The 18295-nt window shown below is 61.6% G+C and carries 23 protein-coding genes, 1 tRNA gene and 1 pseudogene; 7 read left to right on the forward strand and 18 right to left on the reverse strand.

All coding sequences use genetic code 11. From position 1 onward, the window contains the following. Positions 1–111 precede the first annotated feature (111 nt). Positions 112–1032 (reverse strand): LysR family transcriptional regulator, encoded by a 921-nt coding sequence (locus ACMGGN_RS06030; RefSeq protein WP_115274381.1) that lies wholly within the window; start codon positions 1030–1032, stop codon positions 112–114. A 99-nt stretch (positions 1033–1131) separates the two neighbouring features. Here ACMGGN_RS06030 and ACMGGN_RS06035 point away from each other — a divergent pair, with 99 nt between their 5' ends. Continuing rightward, the gene (locus ACMGGN_RS06035) at positions 1132–1893 is read left to right on the forward strand and encodes a sulfite exporter TauE/SafE family protein (protein ID WP_115274382.1); all 762 of its coding nucleotides are present in this window, start codon (positions 1132–1134) and stop codon (positions 1891–1893) included. A gap of 6 nt (positions 1894–1899) precedes the next feature. On the opposite strand, the gene ACMGGN_RS06040 is transcribed toward ACMGGN_RS06035, so the two are convergent. From ACMGGN_RS06040 to ACMGGN_RS06055, 4 genes are all read right to left on the reverse strand, one after another. Continuing rightward, positions 1900–3321 carry a GGDEF domain-containing protein gene (locus ACMGGN_RS06040; protein WP_204918360.1) on the reverse strand — a complete coding sequence of 474 codons (1422 nt, stop codon included), beginning with the start codon at positions 3319–3321 and terminating at the stop codon, positions 1900–1902. A 125-nt stretch (positions 3322–3446) separates the two neighbouring features. After that, positions 3447–5276: an SLC13 family permease gene (locus tag ACMGGN_RS06045; RefSeq protein ID WP_414156527.1), complete on the reverse strand. Its 1830-nt coding sequence runs from the start codon at positions 5274–5276 to the stop codon at positions 3447–3449. Positions 5277–5458: 182 nt separating this feature from the next. Then, positions 5459–5845 carry a glycine zipper domain-containing protein gene (locus tag ACMGGN_RS06050; RefSeq protein WP_039604046.1) on the reverse strand — a complete coding sequence of 129 codons (387 nt, stop codon included), beginning with the start codon at positions 5843–5845 and terminating at the stop codon, positions 5459–5461. A 51-nt stretch (positions 5846–5896) separates the two neighbouring features. Continuing rightward, a complete protein-coding gene (locus ACMGGN_RS06055) occupies positions 5897–6076 on the reverse strand; it encodes a hypothetical protein (protein WP_046785716.1) in 180 nt (59 codons plus the stop codon). A gap of 223 nt (positions 6077–6299) precedes the next feature. On the opposite strand from ACMGGN_RS06055, the pseudogene ACMGGN_RS06060 reads away from it, so the two are divergent. Continuing rightward, positions 6300–7459 (forward strand): annotated as a pseudogene (locus ACMGGN_RS06060) (GGDEF domain-containing protein). 1 nt (position 7460) lies between these two features. Here ACMGGN_RS06060 and ACMGGN_RS06065 read toward each other — a convergent pair. Further along, positions 7461–7763 carry an RcnB family protein gene (locus ACMGGN_RS06065; RefSeq protein ID WP_414156528.1) on the reverse strand — a complete coding sequence of 101 codons (303 nt, stop codon included), beginning with the start codon at positions 7761–7763 and terminating at the stop codon, positions 7461–7463. Between the two features lie 114 nt (positions 7764–7877). Between ACMGGN_RS06065 and ACMGGN_RS06070 the strand changes: the two genes are divergently transcribed. Together ACMGGN_RS06070 and ACMGGN_RS06075 are read left to right on the forward strand one after the other, a co-directional pair. Beyond that, positions 7878–8228 (forward strand): hypothetical protein, encoded by a 351-nt coding sequence (locus ACMGGN_RS06070; RefSeq protein WP_115274386.1) that lies wholly within the window; start codon positions 7878–7880, stop codon positions 8226–8228. A 92-nt stretch (positions 8229–8320) separates the two neighbouring features. After that, positions 8321–9142, forward strand: a complete 822-nt coding sequence (locus ACMGGN_RS06075; protein ID WP_414156529.1) for a class I SAM-dependent methyltransferase — start codon at positions 8321–8323, stop codon at positions 9140–9142. On the opposite strand, the gene ACMGGN_RS06080 is transcribed toward ACMGGN_RS06075, so the two are convergent. From ACMGGN_RS06080 to ACMGGN_RS06095, 4 genes are all read right to left on the reverse strand, one after another. Then, complete coding sequence (locus tag ACMGGN_RS06080) at positions 9143–9910, reverse strand: SDR family oxidoreductase (protein ID WP_046785720.1); 768 nt, start codon at positions 9908–9910, stop codon at positions 9143–9145. Positions 9911–9933: 23 nt separating this feature from the next. Beyond that, positions 9934–11001 carry a phosphotransferase family protein gene (locus ACMGGN_RS06085; protein ID WP_046785721.1) on the reverse strand — a complete coding sequence of 356 codons (1068 nt, stop codon included), beginning with the start codon at positions 10999–11001 and terminating at the stop codon, positions 9934–9936. A 191-nt stretch (positions 11002–11192) separates the two neighbouring features. Next, entirely contained in the window at positions 11193–11510 is a 318-nt protein-coding gene (locus tag ACMGGN_RS06090; protein ID WP_039601984.1) for an SCP2 sterol-binding domain-containing protein, read from the reverse strand. Between the two features lie 56 nt (positions 11511–11566). Beyond that, positions 11567–12277 carry a histidine phosphatase family protein gene (locus ACMGGN_RS06095; protein ID WP_237858850.1) on the reverse strand — a complete coding sequence of 237 codons (711 nt, stop codon included), beginning with the start codon at positions 12275–12277 and terminating at the stop codon, positions 11567–11569. Positions 12278–12473: 196 nt separating this feature from the next. Between ACMGGN_RS06095 and sohB the strand changes: the two genes are divergently transcribed. Next, positions 12474–13493: a protease SohB gene (sohB, locus tag ACMGGN_RS06100; protein WP_039601983.1), complete on the forward strand. Its 1020-nt coding sequence runs from the start codon at positions 12474–12476 to the stop codon at positions 13491–13493. Between the two features lie 152 nt (positions 13494–13645). After that, positions 13646–13719, forward strand: a tRNA-Cys gene (locus ACMGGN_RS06105). A 99-nt stretch (positions 13720–13818) separates the two neighbouring features. Here the strand turns inward: ACMGGN_RS06105 and ACMGGN_RS06110 are convergent. From ACMGGN_RS06110 to ACMGGN_RS06145, 8 genes are all read right to left on the reverse strand, one after another. After that, positions 13819–14883, reverse strand: a complete 1065-nt coding sequence (locus tag ACMGGN_RS06110) for an integrase (RefSeq protein WP_414156530.1) — start codon at positions 14881–14883, stop codon at positions 13819–13821. A gap of 3 nt (positions 14884–14886) precedes the next feature. Continuing rightward, a complete protein-coding gene (locus tag ACMGGN_RS06115; protein WP_414156531.1) occupies positions 14887–15123 on the reverse strand; it encodes a DUF4224 domain-containing protein in 237 nt (78 codons plus the stop codon). Between the two features lie 252 nt (positions 15124–15375). Further along, a complete protein-coding gene (locus ACMGGN_RS06120) occupies positions 15376–15555 on the reverse strand; it encodes a hypothetical protein (protein ID WP_414156532.1) in 180 nt (59 codons plus the stop codon). A 97-nt stretch (positions 15556–15652) separates the two neighbouring features. Beyond that, positions 15653–15985 carry a hypothetical protein gene (locus ACMGGN_RS06125; RefSeq protein WP_414156533.1) on the reverse strand — a complete coding sequence of 111 codons (333 nt, stop codon included), beginning with the start codon at positions 15983–15985 and terminating at the stop codon, positions 15653–15655. Then, on the reverse strand, positions 15973–16362 hold the full coding sequence (locus ACMGGN_RS06130; protein WP_414156534.1) for a phage protein NinX family protein: 390 nt from the start codon (positions 16360–16362) through the stop codon (positions 15973–15975). Before ACMGGN_RS06130 ends, ACMGGN_RS06125 begins: the two co-directional genes overlap by 13 nt. Further along, on the reverse strand, positions 16362–16754 hold the full coding sequence (locus tag ACMGGN_RS06135; RefSeq protein ID WP_414156535.1) for a hypothetical protein: 393 nt from the start codon (positions 16752–16754) through the stop codon (positions 16362–16364). The genes ACMGGN_RS06130 and ACMGGN_RS06135 overlap by 1 nt, the downstream gene beginning before the upstream one ends. Further along, positions 16751–17020: a hypothetical protein gene (locus tag ACMGGN_RS06140; protein ID WP_414156536.1), complete on the reverse strand. Its 270-nt coding sequence runs from the start codon at positions 17018–17020 to the stop codon at positions 16751–16753. Before ACMGGN_RS06140 ends, ACMGGN_RS06135 begins: the two co-directional genes overlap by 4 nt. Beyond that, positions 17017–17511, reverse strand: coding sequence for a hypothetical protein (locus ACMGGN_RS06145; RefSeq protein ID WP_414156537.1), 495 nt, complete (start codon positions 17509–17511; stop codon positions 17017–17019). Before ACMGGN_RS06145 ends, ACMGGN_RS06140 begins: the two co-directional genes overlap by 4 nt. 210 nt (positions 17512–17721) lie before the next feature. Between ACMGGN_RS06145 and ACMGGN_RS06150 the strand changes: the two genes are divergently transcribed. Continuing rightward, complete coding sequence (locus tag ACMGGN_RS06150; RefSeq protein WP_414156538.1) at positions 17722–18294, forward strand: hypothetical protein; 573 nt, start codon at positions 17722–17724, stop codon at positions 18292–18294. The last annotated feature ends 1 nt before the right edge of the window (position 18295 follow it).

Here is an 18295-nt window from a genome sequence, read left to right on the forward strand (position 1 = left end):
TCTTTACGCGGGGAAATCTGTCCACAAAAAACGTGGGTAGGTCTGTGGATAAAATGCTGTAAGCCAAGCCGTTTGCGGCTTCTGTTGAATTGAGCAGATTTTGAACAGATGTCAGCGAGCCTGCCGGTTGCCCCCATTGCCCGCCTGGCGCAGGGCCAGCAGCAGCTCACGGACCCGCGCTGGCAACTCGCCGGCAGGATACACAGCGTGCATTTGCGGGTCTTGGCCGGTACTGGATGTCAGCCGGTAATCTGCGCAAACACGCACCAGCCGGCCGGCACCGACTTGTGCCTCGCCCACCCAGTCGGCCAGACGGGCAATGCCGGCACCGGCCAGTGTACTGTGGTAGACCGCATCGCCTGAGCTCAGTCGCAGCCTTGGATGGGGGCGCAGGCTGGTGATTCGGCCACCTTGGCAAAAGTGCCAGGCCTTGAGAATGCGCGGGGCGGTATGCAGGATCAGCGAATGGTCAGCCAGGTCCTCTGGCCGCTTGGGTATGCCATGGCGCGCCAGGTAGTCCGGGCTGGCGTACAGATGGCGCTGGTAGCGCCACAGTGGGTAACCGATCAGCTCGCTTGATTGTGGAAACGCACCGCGGACCACGAAATCGAGCTTGCCCAGCAAAGGGTCAAGCGCCTCGTCACGGTAGTGGACGTCCAGCGTTACCTGGGGGTGGCGGCGGGAAAATGCCGCCAGCACACCGGGCAGCACATGTTCGCCAAGCAATTGCGGCACGCCGAAGCGGATCCAGCCCTGTGCGCTGCCACTGAGTGCGGCCAATTCATCGGCGGCATCACGTTGCACATCGAGCAAGCGTTCGGCGTGGGGCAATAACCGCTCGCCAGCTTCGGTGAGGGTCACCGCATTGGCATTGCGGTTGAGCAGCTTGCACCCGCTGTTGTCTTCCAAAGCCTGTACTGCCCGCGTCACGGCGCTGGGCGAGCGGCCCAGGGCGCGGGCGGCGGCGACGAAGCTGCGTTTGTGCGCGACGCTGACGAAGGCTTGGATTTCGCGCAGCATGTCCAATGCCATGAAGGTCTCCTGGTTGCAGTTTTTGCAATATGGCATTTCAACACAGGCGCGCCGATTTGATTAGCCTTGCGGTCTGCTTTCACTGCCTGGAACCGCGCCATGATGGATATCGCCGTACTTTCCCTGTTCGCTTTTGCCGCCGGCCTGATCGATGCTGCGGTAGGAGGTGGTGGGCTCATTCAGATCCCGGCGCTGTTCAACGTATTGCCCACGGCGCAACCTGCGGCCTTGCTTGGCAGCAACAAACTGGCATCGGTGTGCGGCACGGCTTTCGCGGCGCGCTCGTTCATTCGCAAGGTCACCCTGGACTGGGGGTTGATCGTGCCGGCGGCGCTCAGTGCGTTCATCATGTCGTTTGCAGGGGCGGCCACGGTGTCGCTGGTGCCGCCCAGCGTGATGCGCCCGGCAGTGCTGGTGCTGATCGTGCTGATGGCGATCTACACCTTTTGCAAGAAGGATTTCGGCACCTTGCACGCGCCGGCGAAGATCGGCCGCAAGGAGCAATGCCTGGCGGTACTGATCGGTGGCGCCATTGGCTTCTACGACGGCCTGTTCGGGCCAGGAACCGGCAGCTTCCTGATCTTCCTGTTCATTCGCTTTTTCGCGTTGGACTTCCTGCACGCCTCGGCCTCTGCCAAGGTGGTCAACATCGCCACCAACCTCGCGGCGCTGGTGTTCTTCGTGCCATCGGGCAATGTGCTTTATGCCATTGCCTTGCCCATGGCCGCATGCAACGTGCTTGGGGCGCTGACCGGGACCTGGCTGGCTGTGCGCAAGGGCGCAGCCTTTGTGCGCGGGCTGTTCCTGGTCTTGCTGTGCGTGCTGATCGCCAAGTTGTCCTGGGATTTGCTGATGGGGTGAGTCAAATTACCCGGCGCCCTGTGCCTCTGCCAGTTCGACACGGTTGCGGCCGTGGGCCTTGGCGCGGTACAGCGCCTGGTCCGCACGGGCCAACAGCTCGTCCAGACCCGGCGCCGGCTCGTGCCCGGCGCAGCCGTCCAGGCCGATGCTGACGGTGATCTGCAGGCGCTCGTCGCCCTGCGCCAGGTGTAGGTCCTGGACCGCTCTGCGCAAGCGCTCAGCGGTGAAGTTGGCCCGGTCTGGCGCGAGGCCCGGCAGCAGGATTACAAACTCTTCACCGCCCATGCGCGCCAGCAGCTCGCCTTCATGCAACTGGTCTTGCAGGGTGTGGGCGAACTGGCGCAGCACCTGGTCGCCTACGGCGTGGCCATGGCGATCGTTGATCGACTTGAAATGGTCGATGTCGAGCATCATCAAGGTCAGCGGCAATGCCTGGGCATGTTGCTGGCGGCTGTCGAGCAGGGCATTGGCGCGGCGGGTGAAGGCGCTGCGGGTCAGTGCTCCGGTCAGGTGATCGATGGTGGCCTGATGCGCCAGGCGCGCCAGCAGGCTACGGTTGGCCTGGCTGACGCAAGAAACCACCAGCGGCCCGAGCACCAGCATGGCGATGCCCAGACGGGCCGACATCAATGTGGTGACCCCAAGCTCGCTTTGCGGCGCGCTGAAATGCATCAGGTTCTGCGCCACCGCAACGATCAGCGTACTGCCGGTAGTCAGTGTCAGCAATGAAACCAGAAACGGTGAGTAGGTCCATGCGCACCACAGCAGTGCTGCGATCGGGAAGGCAATGGCCCCCGGTCCGCCGAAGGCGATACTGAAGACCAGCGAGGCCAGCAGCACCAGCAAGGGGGGCAGGCTTACGGCCTGGGCTCCACTGCGGACCAGCGCGCGCGCCGATGGCGCCGTCAGCAGCACCGGCAGCACCAGCACTGCGGTCGAGAACTGCTCGCTGAACCACGCCAGCCAGGTGGTGCGCAGCGATTGCTCGAACCACGGGGCAGCCACCACGCAGGCCATGCAAGCCGCCACCATGGCACCGGCCGCGCAGGCACCGAATACGCTGAGCACTCCCTGCGGGCTGCGCATGCGCCGGTGCAGGCGCGGTAAGCGTGACAGCAAGAGCCACACCGTCACCACTACGCTCAGGTTGCACAGGTTGAGCCACAGCGCCGAGAGCCAGGCGCTGCCGCAAGCCAGGTCGGCGGCGATCATGGCCAGCCAGGCCAGGGTGAAACTCACCGGGGTGGCGTGGCGCGGGTAGCGCAACAGCACACCGGCCAGCACTGCATTGACGGGCCAGAACAGGGACAAGGATTCGATTGGCCGTGCCAGGATGCCGCCCAGGGTCAGGGCGAAGGTCAGGCCGAACACGGCGAAATAGGGCAACAAGCGCGACTGGGCTGGAAAAACCATAGGCTCGACCGACAAGCGGAGACGAAATCCAGGACAACGGCTGTGGGCACCTGGGGCAATAACACCCCAGTTTGTTTGCGCAGGCCACTCAATGTCAATCTGCCGAGATCGCGCAGGATAATGGCCAATATCCTCTGGCGTCATAAACCGTGGAACCATGGCACCATCAGTACCGTCACCAGCATCACCAGCACTGTGAAGGGCACGCCCACCTTGACGAAGTCGGCAAAGCGGTACTGGCCCGGGCCGAGCACCAAGGTATTCACCGGTGAGGAAACCGGGGTCATGAACGCCGCGGATGCCGCCAAGGCCACAGTCATGGCGAACGGATAGGGCGAGAGGCCCAGCTGTGTTGCCGTGCTGATGGCAACGGGCGCCATCAGTACGGCGGTGGCGGTGTTGGAGATGAACAGGCCGATCACCGCTGTGACCATGAACAGGCAGGCGAGCATGGCGATCGGCCCGGCGGCGCCCAGCAGGCTGACCAGCCCGCCCACTGCTAGGTCGATACCCCCGGTCTGCTGCAGCGCCTGGGCGAAGGGCAGCATGCCGACGATCAATATCAGGCTTGGCCAGTGAACGGCGCGGTAGGCGCTGTTCATGTCGATGCAGCGCCCGGCCCCCATCAGCAGGCAGCCGATCAACGCGGCGATCACATTGGGTACCACGCCGCTGACCATCAGCCCGACCATCACCGCCAGGCTGATCAGGGCATAGGGTGCCCGGGTACGGGCCGGGGCCACTTGGTCGATCTCGGCAGGCAAGCTCAGTACCAGGAAGTCCTTTGGCTGGCTTTGCAGCTGGCGTACCGCCTTCCAGGGGCCGACGACCAGCAGCGTGTCGCCAAGGCGCAGCGGTTCTTCCACCAGTCGCTCGTCGATCGCCGCCTGCTCACGGCGCAAGCCAACCACGTTGAGGCCGTAGCGGGTACGAAAGGCAAGGTCCAGGATGCTTTTGCCGATCAGTTGCGAGCCGTGGGGCAGGGACACTTCGGCCATGCCCAACTCCTGGGACTGGTCGATGAAATAAGCGGCCTTGAAATGAAGAGGTTCCAGTTGCATGGTTTGACACAGGCTGCGCAGGTCATCGCGATTGGCGAACAGGTCGAGCAGCAGCACGTCACCCTGCTGCAGGACGGTGCTCGAATCGGCGGCGATCACCCGCGTGGTGAACTTGTGCTGGCGCTCGATACCGATCACGTTGGCGCCATGCCGGGTGCGCAGCTCAAGCTCCCCGAGGGTATGGCCGATCAACGGCGATTGCGCCCGAATACGTAGCCGCCGCTCCCGGCCGTTGAGCTTGTAGTCCAGTACCAGGTCGAGCAGGGTGCGGCGGCTCTCCACCCGGCCGTCCTTGCGTACTTCGCCGTTGAGCCAGTGGCGTGTCAGCAGCATGTAGCCAATCCCCAGCACCAGCACCACCAGGCCGAACGGCGTGAAACTGAAGAAGCTGAAACCTTGCTCGCCTTGGCGTACCAGTTCGCTGTGCACCACCACGTTGGGTGGTGTGGCCACCAGGCTGAGCATGCCACTGATCAGGCCGGCGAAGCTCAGCGGCATCATCAGGCGGCTTGGCGAAATCTGCAGGCGTGCAGCGATGCTCAGCACCACCGGGATGAAGATCGCGACCACGCCCGTCGAACTCATCACCGAGCCCAGCCCGGCCACTGACACCATCAGCAACACCAGCAGGCGCGCCTCGCTGTTGCCTGCCCGGTCGCTCATCCATTCGCCGATGCGATAAGCGATGCCGGTACGCACCAGCCCTTCGCCGATCACGAACAAGGCAGCAATCAATACCACGTTGGGGTCGCTGAAGCCGGCCAGGGCCTGCTCCACGGTGAGGATGCCCGACAGTGGCAGGGCGAGAATCACCAGCAGCGCGACGACGTCCATGCGTGGTCGGTTGATGACAAAGAGCATGATGACGACAGCCAGCAGGCCGAGGACCCAGAGCAGTTCCTGGTTCATGGGGCGGGGGTGTTCCTTCACTCAAGGGGGCACGAAAGACAGTAGCAGTCAGTGTGGCAGCTTGTGGTGAAGAGGGTGTTGATGAGGGTCAGCGGGGAGAGGGTTTGCCTTGTTAAGGCGGCGGGAGACTGGGTGATCGATGCAGGAGCCGGCAAGCCGGCCCCTGCAGAGGCTGCGCTGAATCAGTGACGGTGGCGGCGGTGCTTCTTGCCGTTGTTGTCACCCAGGTGGTTGCCAATCGCACCACCTGCCGCGCCGCCCAGGCCGGCGCCGATGGTCGAGCCGGTCGAGCCGCCGACCTTGCCGCCCAACAGCGAACCGCCTGCCGAGCCCAGGCCACCGCCGATGGCGGCTTCGGTGCGGTTGCCCTTGCGCGCAGCCACCGCGCTGCCTGCGGCGCCGCCAAGGCCTGCGCCGACGGCTGCGCCAGTGCTGCCGCCGAGCTGTTGGCCGACAACGTTACCCAGGACGCCACCCAGGCCACCGCCGATGGCGGCGGTACCGTCACCGGCGAAAGCGCCTTGGCACAGCAGCAGGCCAAGGGCAAGGGAAGGCAAAGTCAGACGCATGATAGGGAGCCTCGAAGAATCATCAGGTTAAGAGTGGATTGCAAAGACGTGTCAGCGGTAGCCGCGGTCACGGTAGCGGCGATCGTCATCGTCGCGGTCATGCCGGTGATGGTGGCGGTGATCACGGTCGCCATCGCGCCATCCGCCATCGTCATCGTGGTAGCGATGATGGTGGCAGCCGGCAACCAACAGAAAAGCGGCGATCAGAGAAAGGCTTGCAAGGCGGGTCATCACGATATAGGTCCTTGATACGCATAGGTTTACGGGACACTTGCTGAGACTGTGATCGATCCGTTTGGTTTCCTGGGCGGGCAATTTTTTGCCGCGGTGACGACGAGTGGCGTGCCTGCCGGCTGCTGTTCTGTCCCGCTCGGTCATGGCTCGACTGCGGCTGGGCGCTTAGACTTGGCACAGGCCGCAACGAAGACGGCCATCTGCCACACGGTGAATCATGATGATCGCCCATACACCCACGCTGTTCGCCGCCGTTGCACTGGTCGCGACCATCCTGGCGTTCTGCCTGTTGCTGGTCGGCCAGTCCAATCGCCAAGACAACCTCTGGCTTACCGCTTGCGGTTTGCTCGCCCACGCGTTGGCCTACGTTTGCTACACCGTTTATGGGCACGCCCCGCTGTGGTTCAGCTACGGGGTGGGCAACAGCCTGCTTTCACTGGCCCTGGCCTTCTATTCGGCCAGCCTGTTTCGCGTGCGCGAGCAGGCTGTGCCGTGGCGGCAGGTCTTCATCATTCCCGCCTGCATGCTGGTGGGCCTGATGCTGCTGCTCGACACCGTGGAGCCGCGCATGCTGCTGGCGACGCTGGTGCTGATGCTGCAGTGCACGTTGATCCTGTACTGGGTGCGGCGCCACGTCGAACGGCCGGGCAGGGCGCACCTGTTGCTGCAGATTGGCGCCCTTGTCAGCCTGGTCGGGCTGGGCATGCGTGCGCTTGCAGTGGTCAATGGCACGGCCGTGGAAATGCGCTACGACACCAGCAACCTCAAGCAGAGCATTTCCGTCGCCATCGGTACGGTAACGGTGATGATGTACTCCATCGGCCTGGTGCTGATGGCCAAGGAGCGCAGCGAATCACGCCTGCAGCACCTGGCCTTGCGCGATGTGCTGACGGGTACCTACAACCGGCGGGCGATTCTGGAGCGCTTTGCCTGCGAGCTGGACCGCGCCCGTGGCGAACGCAGCAGCTTGGCCGTGGCGATGATCGACCTCGACCATTTCAAGCGTATCAATGACCTGTATGGGCACTTGGCCGGTGACGAGGTGTTGTGCCATTGCGTGCGTCAGTTGGAGCAGCGCCTGCGCAACGGCGACAGTCTTGGCCGCTATGGGGGGAGGAGTTTCTGCTGCTGTTGCCACGCACCGATCGTGACGGCGCGATGGCAGCCTTGCAGGGCCTGAGGGAGGCCATTGCCCTCAGCCCGGCGCACTTTGCCGGTGGCCAGATCACGCTGCGCTTCAGCGTGGGGCTGTGGTGCGGCGTGCCTGGCCCGCACGACACTACCGCGAGCCTGCTCGCCCAGGCTGACGCGGCGCTGTATCAGGCCAAGGCAGCCGGGCGCAACACGGTGCACATGGCGGCGTTGACCGCTGCCGGTTGAGTCAGGACGCCGGGTGTATGGCCAGCACAACGCCATTGGTGATCTGCACCAGCACATAGTGGTCGCCCATGCGTACCCAGTGGCTTTCTTTCTCCGGTGCTGGCAGGCCCTTGGCTTTCCAGTCGGTCAAGGCTTCTTCGTCGCGTTTGTACTGGTCGGGGGCCTTGTCGCCCACTTTGAGTTCGCGGTTGTGAGTTTCTGGTGCGGTAACGCTCTCTTCAGCCGAGGGTGCGGCTGACGCCATCATTGGCAGGCAGGGCAGGGCGGCGAGTAGCAGTGAAGGCAAAAGACGAGGTAATTTCATGACAATCTCCTGTTGGCGGCATGCCTTATCTGCGACAACAGCCCCCGTGTGACAATTCACTCGCAATGCTGCGCAGTGCTAGAGTCGCTTTCTTTTTTGCCCCGAGGATGGAACATGCGAGCAATTCTGCCGATGGCTGCGGCGCTGGTATTGGTCGGTTGCGCTTCTGCAGCCATGGATACGGCCCGTGGCGGCAAGCCGACTGCACAGCTCGATTCGCACAAGGCGCCGGAGCGGGTGGCCCAATGCATCCAGTTCAGTTGGCAGAAGGAGGATGTGTTCGGGGACGACGCCAGTGGCTACCTGGAGCCGCGCAAGCAAGGTGGGCTGACGGTGTATACCCGCGAAGCGGAGTCGTTCGTGGATGTCTACCCGCAGGCAGGTGGCACGCGGGTGGATTACTACGCGCAGAAGAACGACGGCGTGGCCTTGCAGCGGCGGGCGGCGGCGGCCACCTGCCTGTAACGCTTGGAGCTATTGGGGGCTTTGCCGGCGCCTCGCTGGCAAGCCCGCCAAGGGGCCGGGGACCGCAACCTAAACAACAAGGACGTACAATCATGGACCGATCGCATCAACTCAACCGCGCCAGCTGGGATGAGCGCGCGCCGCTGCATACCGCCTCGAAGGACTACGAGGTCGAGCTGCTGGTCCAGCAGCCCGCGCACCTTTCCGAGACCGTACGCTTCGACTTGCCACGCCTTGGCGATATTCGAGGCCTGCGCACAGCTCATCTGCAATGCCATATCGGCACCGACACCTTGTCGCTGGCGCGGTTGGGCGCGCTGGTCTGCGGCCTGGACTATTCGGCAGCTTCGCTGATGCAGGCGCGGCGCCTTGCCGGGCGTTGCAATACGGCCATCGACTACGTAGAAGCCGATGTCTATCAGGCCGATCAGGCACTGCAGGCAGGCACCTTCGACCTAGTCTACACCGGTATCGGTGCATTGTGCTGGCTACCGCGCATCGAGCCTTGGGCCCGTGCAGTGGCGGCCTTGCTCAAACCTGGCGGACGGCTGTTTCTGCGCGATGGGCACCCGATGCTGATGGCCGTCAATGAAGACCACCAGGACCGGCTGCAACTGGAGTATCCCTACTTCGAACAAGAAGCACCGACGGTTTGGCACAGCGACCAGACCTACGTCGACAGCGATCAACGCCTCACCCAGACCGAAACCCATGAGTGGAACCATGGCCTGGGTGAAGTCATCAGTGCCTTGCTGGCGCAAGGGCTGCAACTGACGGCCTTGGTCGAGCACCAGAGCATCCCCTGGGAGGCGTTACCCGGGCAGATGGACAAAGGCGCCGACGGCGAATGGCGCCTGCACCTGCAGCCCGAGCGCTTGCCGCTGAGTTACACCCTGCAGGCGATCAAGGCCTGATCAGGACAGGTAACCACCGTCGACATTGAGTGCGGTGCCGGTGGTGTAGCTGGAGGCATCGCTGGCCAGGTACAGCACGGCGCCGGCCATTTCCTTGGGGTCGGCCACGCGTTTGAGCGGGATCTGCTGCAGTGCGGCGTTGAGGATTGCATCGTTTTTCACCAGCGCCGACGCGAATTTGGTGTCGGTCAGGCCCGGCAGCAAGGCATTGCAGCGGATGCCGAATTGCGCGCATTCCTTGGCGAAGACCTTGGTCATGTTGATCACCGCTGCCTTGGTCACCGAGTAGATACCTTGGAAGTGGCCCGGTGAAACCCCATTGATCGACGCCACGTTGATGATGCTGCCAGCGCCGTTTTCACGCATCAGCTTGCCGGCTTCGACCGACATGAAGAAATAGCCGCGGATATTGACGTCGACGGTCTTCTGGAACGCACCTGCGTCGGTGTCCAGCACATTGCAGAACTGCGGGTTGGTGGCAGCGTTGTTGACCAGCACGTCCAGGCGCCCGAACTGTTCGCGGATACTGGCGAACACCTGCTGGATCTGTTCCAGTTCACCGATGTGGCAGGCCACTGCAGTGGCCTTGCCGCCTGCGGCGATGATCGCATCGGCCACCTGCTGGCAGCCCTCCAGCTTGCGGCTGGAGACGATCACATGGGCGCCTTGCTGGGCCAGCAGGTGCGCGATGGCTTCGCCAATGCCACGGCTGGCGCCGGAGACGAAAGCGATCTTGCCATCGAGGTCGAACAGGTGGGTCTTGGACATGCTGTTTTCCTTGTTGTCTGTCGTCAGAGCGTGGACTTGGCCATTACCTGCAAGCTCATCTGCTCCAGCAGCCGGTTCATGTGGATGAACTGGGCGAAGCGCTTGTCCTGGGTCTGGCCGTGGTAGAAGCGGTAGTAGATCTGCTGCACGATGCCCGCCAGGCGGAACAGCCCATAGCAATAGTAGTAATCGAAGTTGTCCAGGCGTATGCCCGCACGCTCGGCGTAGTAATCGACGAACTGGCGGCGGGTCAGCATGCCGGGGGCATTGCTCGGCTGGCGTCGCATCAATTGCACCGGCGCCGGGTCGCCTGCCTCGATCCAGTAGGCCAGGCTGTTGCCCAGGTCCATCAGTGGGTCGCCGATCGTGGCCATCTCCCAGTCCAGCACGCCAATGATGCGCATGGGGTTTTCAGCATCGAGGATCACGTTATCGAAGCGGTAGTCGTTGTGCACGATGCCTGGGCGAGGGTGGTCGGCCGGCATCTTTTCACGCAGCCAGGCAATGACCTGCTCCCAGCGCGGCGCATCGGGTGTCAGGGCCTTTTCGTAGCGGCCGGTCCAGCCTTCGATCTGGCGCTGCACGTAGCCTTCAGGCTTGCCCAGGTCGGCGAGGCCGCAGCTTTGGTAGTCGACCTGGTGCAGCTCTACCAGGCGGTCGATGAAGCTTTTGCACAGGGCCTCGGTACGGGTGGCATCCAGGTTCAGTTCGGCGGGAATGTCCGAACGCAGGATGATGCCGTTTACCCGCTCCATTACATAGAACTCGCCGCCGATCAGGGTTTCATCGGTGCAGTGGGTGTAGGCCTTGGGGCAGTAAGGGAAGCCGCTGTTGAGCTGGTTGAGGATGCGGAACTCACGGCCCATGTCGTGGGCCGACTTGGCTTTCTGGCCAAAAGGCGGGCGCCGCAGCACGAACTCACGGCCTGGGTAAGCGACCAGGTAGGTCAGGTTGGAAGCCCCCCCGGGGAACTGGCTGATGCGCGGTGCGCCTTCAAGGCCCGCGATATTGGCCTTGAGGTAAGGGTCGATGACGGCCGCGTCGAGTTCTTCGCCGGGGCGTACCTGGGTGGACTGGTCGGTGAGCGTCATGCGTTTACCTTATTATCGATCGCAAGGATTATTGGCTAATCTAATGGCCTCGATGCGCTGGTACAAGCGTGCCAGATGCCATATAGGTTTGGGTGTTGCCGGCCGATCACTGCACCGAATGCACACTGGCGGGCAAAAAAAACCGAAGCCGGTCAGGCTTCGGTTTTCGTCTCGCGCGGTGCGCCCATCACTCAGGAAGGGAACAGCTCGCTGAGCTTCATCGACAGCATCATGTCGCCTTCAACGCGCAGCTTGCCGCCCATGAACGCCTGCATGCCGTCGGTCTCGCCACTGACGATGCCTTTGAGGGTTTCGCTGTCCATGACCAGGGTGCAGTTGGCGTCCGGGTTCTCGCCTTCCTGCAGGTCGCAGGTGCCGTCCTTGACGATCAGGGCGTATTTCTTGCCTTCGTCGGTGATGTCGAAGCCGAACACCAGGTCAAGGCCTTCGGCTGCAGACGGATTGAACTTCTCTTGCATCTTTTTCACGGCATCAGCTACGGAGGTCATGGCGCATTCCTTATTGAGTGATTTCACGTCCCTAACAGGGACACAACAGGCCGGGCTCATCTATAGGTAATGAGCTCCGGCACCTTCAACAGCTGCACATGGGCCTGGTTGTTGAAGGAAGCCAGTGCCACGTCACGGCCGCGGAACTTCAGCTGGCTGAGCGACGTGTTGATGATCTGCCAGTTCAGCGCGAAGGCCTGGCTGGGGGTAATTCCGGTAGTCAGGTGAAGCAGGGCGGCAATGGTGCCGCCCGAGGTGAACACCGCGATATTGTCGCCACTGCCGGCGCTGTCCAGCACACGTTGCAAGCCACCCTGGACTCGTGCGGTGAACGCCTGCCAGGTTTCCAGGCCGTCGTCGGCATGTTCGCCGGCGTGCCAGCGCTGCACCATCAGGGCGAACAGACGCTGGAATTCGCTGCGGTTCTGCGCGCCATTGCGCAGGATGTGCAGGGCCTGCGGCTCTTCGGTCAGCAGGCCGGGCAGCAGGGCACGGATAACACCGTCGGCATCGAACTCATTGAACGCAGGGTCGGTCTCAATGGCGGGCACTGCGCAGCCATTACCCTGCAGTGCCTTCAGTGCCAGCCGCGCAGTGTCTTGCTGGCGGCGCAGGTCACCCGCCACGCATCGGTCCAGGCGCAGGTCCAGCCGGGCGAGGTGTTCACCCAGTGCCTGGCTTTGCCGCACACCCACCGGCGACAGGACGTCATAGTCGTCGGCACCGAATGAGGCTTGGCCATGTCGGATGAGGTAGAGGTTGCCCACGAAGGTATCCGGCCGCTTGAAGGTTGCTGCGAGGTTAGGATGCGCCACACGGGCTGTCAACGAAAAACATACAAGCGTTTGAAAAGGTCGTTTGAACTGTGTTGCCAGCGTTTACCGCAGCTGGCAGCGCCACGGGCGCACCGGTATGCTTGCTACAGTTTCGCGCCGTACAGGCGCAGGTTCATAAGGAGTCAACGTGGAGTTTCTTGCCGAATACGCAAGCTTTCTCGCTAAAACCGCCACCCTGGTGATTGCCATCCTGGTGGTGCTGTCTGCCATCGCCGGCTTGCGCGGCAAGGGGCGGCGCAAGGCTGGCGGGCAGTTGCAGGTCACCCGTCTCAACGAGTTCTATAAAGAGCTGCGCGAGCGGCTGGAATCCGGCTTGCTCGACAAGGCCCAGCTCAAAGCCCTGCGCAAGCAGCAGGCCAAAGCGGAAAAACAGCAGAAAAAAGGCAAGGCCGAAGAGAAAGGCCGGGTGTTCGTGCTCGACTTCGATGGCGACATCAAGGCGTCCGCCACCGAAAGCCTGCGCAACGAAATCACGGCACTGCTGACCCTCGCCACGCCACGTGACGAAGTGGTGCTGCGCCTGGAAAGCGGTGGCGGCCTGGTACACAGCTACGGCCTTGCGGCCTCGCAACTGGCGCGTATCCGCCAGGCCGGCATCCCGCTGACCGTGTGCATCGACAAGGTGGCCGCCAGCGGTGGTTACATGATGGCCTGTATCGGCGAGAAAATCGTCAGTGCGCCGTTTGCCGTGCTCGGTTCGATCGGCGTGGTCGCGCAGTTGCCGAACGTCAACCGTCTGCTGAAAAAGCACAATATCGATTTCGAAGTGCTGACTGCCGGCGAGTACAAGCGCACCCTGACCGTGTTCGGCGAGAACACCGAGAAGGGCCGCGAGAAGTTCCAGGAAGACCTGGACATCACCCACCAGCTGTTCAAGGACTTCGTCGCCCGCTACCGCCCGCAGTTGCACATCGACGAAGTGGCCACCGGCGAAGTCTGGCTGGGTGTTGCTGCGCTAAACCGCAAGCTGGTGGACCAGTTGCAGACCAGCGACGAGTACCTCAGCGAGCGTGCTCGCAACGCTAACCTGTTCCATGTGCACTATGCCGAACGCAAAAGCTTGCAGGAGCGAATCGGCATGGCGGCGAGCGGTGCGGTGGAGAACGCCGTGGTGGGGTTGTGGAGCAAACTTGGCCGCTTGCGCTAACACCTTGAACCCCTTGAATATTTTTTCTGTTCAGGGGGTTGCAAGGTTGGCGGAATGCAGACATAATGGCGCCCATCGAAACGCAGCAAACTTTGAAAAAGGTTCTACGTTTCAAGGAGATAGAAGCGCAAGCAACTAGATCCGAACTTTGAGGCCGAGTAGCAAAGTGGTTATGCTCCGGATTGCAAATCCGTCTACGCCGGTTCGATTCCGACCTCGGCCTCCACATTCGAAAGCCCCGCAGATTAACGTCTGCGGGGTTTTTCTTTGCGCGTCAAAAAGGCAAAGTGTTCCGCAACTTTTGGCATGTGTTCCGCAACCCTGCCTATTTCGTTGGGCTCACAACCTCGCCTACGCGGCGATAGACCCGCTTGGTGATCTCCTCTTTCGAGTGCCCCAGCAGCCGGCTGGCGTGGCTGATATCCTCGATCTCCGACGCAGCCTTCGGGCGGATATCGCGGAACTGGAACTGCCGAACTTTGGCGGCCAGGTCAGTGTTGCCGTCGCCGATCAGCTTGCGAGCAGCCTTGTCCCGCGCCTCACTGAAGCGATTCCTCAGCATCTCCCAGCTCATCCGTAGGCCGGCGTCGTTGGTAATCAGGCGTGAATTGCGCACGCCCTGCAGCTTGCGCCGTTCAAGCAGCGCCTCGATGAACAGGCCTAGGCCGGTCAGCACGCCATTTACGTGCCGTCGGATTCGCAACTTCTTATCGGTCTTGTTCTGGTCGACCCACAAGTAGTCCTCGTCGAGGTCGACCGTGCTGAACTTCAGCGTGTCGGCTGGTCGCTGGCCGGCCAGGTAGGCCAGGTCCATGGCGTCCTTAAGACCCTGGTCGCCTTCGGCATACACCGCATCCCAGATCTCGTCGGCCGCGTAGAAGTCGCGGACCTTCTCTTTGTTGCGGCGAACCGCCAGGCAGGGGTTGCGCTCCACAAAGCCCCACTCCATGGCCATGGTGAAAACGTGCGACAGCAGGGCGATCTCCCTGTTTGCCCGAGTCTTCGCGGTGCGGGCGTCCCGGTACTGGGCAACGACCGGCGGGCTGATGGCCTCGATCGGCGCGTCACCGAACGCCTTGCGCAGGCGCTCCAGTTCGTACTTGTTGTCTTTCTGAGTGCGCGGCGCTTTGGTCGGGATAATGTCCCGCTCATACCGTTCGAACAGCTCACCCATCGTTGCCATAACCTTCGGCCTTGCCTTCTGCTCCAGGCGCGCCCACTCCAGCTTGGCCTCCGCCAAGTCCTGCCCCAAAGGGATTTCGATCCTCTTTCCGTCCGCGTCTCTACCGCAGTAGTAGTACGCAACCCAAATTTTCCCGCCTTTCCTTTTCCGCGCCCGCCGAAGCATGCGCTCCGGCAGGTCACGGTTTTCCTTTTTTCTATGGCGCACTTTCTACCCCACGCGCGATAAGTCCAATGTCCATGTTTCAGCCGTGGCATTCGTTGCCGTCGGCTTGACGCCTGCCATCTTGAGCCGGGCGTATACCCGGCCGACAATGGGCCGCCTGGCCCGGGTGAGCGTGTAATGCCAGCCATTGTTGGCCAGCCACGCGATCTGTTTGCTCGGGAGCTGGTAGCCGGTCACCCGCACCACCTCTTCCTCATCGAGAAACTCGCTTGCATGTTCCATGGGATGGGCTCCACGCCGCCGGTGGCGGCAGGTTGGTGGTCAGGCTGCTGGCGCAGGGCTGACGATGTAGTAGCTGGTGCACTTGCAACGCGGGCACACCATGGTGCTGGCGCCTTTGAGCCACTTGCAGGGCGCAAGCACGCGCTCACTCTCCTTGTGCTGGTTTCGGCACCGGGAGCACTTCACTGTGATATCGGACACGGGTCATCCTCGCCCGCGCCTGTCGGCGGGCTTGAGTAGTAGGTGGAGGGGTTAACGCTTTTCGAGGTCGGTGGTTACAGCTTCGACGACGATCGGGCCGAGAATACGGGTGGTATCAAGGTGGTCCTTGAATACCTTGTTCAGGCGACCGACCGCCGCCTCTCGGGCCTGCCGGTAGACCTGGTCCAGAGTGCAGTCCTGCCCCCAAGAGCCAAGGTTCGTTAGTTCCACGGTCAGAGTGACCTTCGCTCCGGTTCTGGTTCGTGCATGCGGCTTGCTCATCGCGGTGCCTTCCATACCAGGTAGGCCATGTACATCAGGGGAAGGATCATTGGCATAGCTCCCTCGGTACTTTGATGGTTTCGCCGCGGGCGTGGTGCACGATCGCCCGGGCTGCAGCTTCGGCCCGCGTATCACCGGGCTGGCGGTCCAGCGGGTGACCTGACACGCAGGCCAGCCAGGGCCAGCTGTAGCCGCGGTCAACCCAGATGCTGTGCTTTTCGATGAGGTACTCGCCGGTCGCGTCGTCGATGGCTTGGCCGCTGAGTGGCAGTTGCAGTTGGCCGGCCGGCGGCGGGATCGGTCCGTCGACCATCTCGACAGCCCAGAGCAACGCCTTGCCAGCCAGGTCGCAGGTGTGCACTTTGATCAGTTTGGGCATGACAGCAGCTCCTTCGGCACCTTAACGATCGGTCCGAGTTTGGCGTGGACGAGGGAGCGGCAGAAGGCGACAAGTGCAGTGGGGCCAGAAAGCCAAGTCGAGTTGATTGGTCCGGCGCTGCAGCCGCATGGCGAGCCTGACAAATGCCGATCATGGCTCAATCCGCCTTGGTGCTCGTCGATCAGCAGGCCGCCTTGGCTCCAGTCCGTGGACGGTTGATAGAGGTTCGTCCAGCAGCCGCCTTCTGGGGTGTCGTAGATGCAAACGATACCTTGCTCCCCGATGCTTAGTTCTGAAGCGTCGGTTGCCTTTGCAACCGCCCAGTCCAGCGGCGCGCCGATCAGGTTGGCTGCCCTCACTTCGATCAGGTCGGTCATCATCGGCACTCCTTTTTCCGCTCGACCTCGATCTGGTCGTAGAGTGCATCCACTCGCTTTTGCTTGCGGTTGATTGCCTCGGAGCGGCTCAGATGGTCTCTCAGGGCCTTGTCATAAGGCTCGATCTTCTCGACCAGTCGAAGCCGCTCACTTGGATCTTTTGATGCGTTGAACTGCCGAGCCAGTCGATCCCGCTCGCTGAAGTCCAGATGGTCAAGCGCGCGGTTCTCCTTCTCCATTTCGTCCAGAACGTCTGCCGATTGCCGCTTCCAGCGCAGATACAGCACATCGCTCTTCTTGGGCTTCATGAAAAAGTGCTGAGACCTGATCCACTCCACCAGGTCTTCCTTGGTCATCTCGTCGAGCACATCTTTCCGGGCAGCTTTGCTCACAGCTGATACCTCTCATCAATCCAGCGCCCAGGCGCCAGAGCGGGTGTAGGTTCGGGTTGGGTTTCGTGCGGGGAGAGCTGGTGCTGGCTTTCCGCTACTTGCGGGAGCCATACCTTCACGCAGCTGATCGAGTCATTGCCAAGCGACCCCATCACGTAGCAGACGACGCCCCGCGGCTTGTCTTCGAAAGTCCAGACGCCTGACGGCAGTTCGGTTGCGCTGGCGCCGGTGGCCAGCAGCAGGAGGCAGAGGGCGAGGCGGGTCATTTGCGCAGGTCCTCGTCCGGATCAAAGCCGAAACGGCGGCACAGCGCGTGCGCAACGCCAGATCCACAGCAGAAGGCGTCCTTCATCAGCACCCAGCGTGGCTGCTTCATTCTGGTGGTGCCCCGCACCATGCGCACCGCTGTTCGGAGCAGGTCGTCCTCGGTGAACTCGCAGCCGGAGAGGGTGATGGTGCGGCTCTTCCCGTTCAGGTGCTCGAGCGCTGCTCGGAACTGCTCGATGTACTCTTCTTGGGTTGATCCCCACCGGTTAACCAGGCACTCATCATCAACAGGGAAACCTTCATCCTCGGGCTCGTCCGAAGGCGTGCCAGGCACCATCAGGAACTCGCTTTCCACTGCCTGAAGACGGTCGGAGAAGCGCTTTGTGTTCCTGACGTTCACCTCAAGAACGCTGATCGGATGCGAGTGATGCAGGCCGAAAATGTCGTAGATGCGCGCCACATCTGGGTGCAGTTGGCTTTCTTCAGGCATGACTTCGTCCTTGGCCGCCATATCGCGGCAGTGAATAGAGGGGAGAGGGGTTACAGGTAGGTGGAGTACAAATGTGCTCTAGACTGGTTCGCGTTTAATCGATAAGGACATTTTGGCTGTCCTATAGCTAAGTTCTGACCTAGTGGTTACTGCGTCGTCTACGGTGTAACATTCCCTTAGGGTTATGTGCGAGCGACACTGGGAGGAACAATGGAGTATTCAGACATAATTACGGGGATAGTCACCTTTGTTGTAGGTATGGTTGCCCTTATAGTTTATTGGATGCAAAAGCGCTCCGAAAAGGAAGCGGCAGCAACTATATTGGTAATGGACATCCGACATACGGAGCAGGTCATATCTGCGGTGCTTGAAAGGAATGCTTTTGACAACGCTATGGGACGGCCAGTAGGTTTCAATAACTGGGAAAAATATAAACATTATTTTGCCAAGGACTTAAGCTCGGACGAGTTTTCCGCGTTCAATCGGTTTTTCTTCGCCTGTGGAGAGATAGCAGGTGCAAGAGATGACATGCGCAGGATCTTCATGTCGGGACTCGAGGCTAAAGGCGCTGCCATTCAAGCTCTACTGTGTGATCTTGACTCCACTAGTCCCGACTACCAGAAGAAGCGTGTAGAAATAATAAATACTTCGGGTAATGAGCTTTATGTATTTGATCCGCAAGAGCCAAAGGACCGAATAGTGAGAAGTATTCAAGTGATGGGGCGCCTCACCCAAAATTCTGGTTTCGTCAAACTAAAAAAAGTCGCTCGAATGAAGTCTTAGT

Source organism: Pseudomonas sp. BNK-30 (genome assembly GCF_047456185.1).
GTDB lineage: Bacteria > Pseudomonadota > Gammaproteobacteria > Pseudomonadales > Pseudomonadaceae > Aquipseudomonas > Aquipseudomonas putida_E.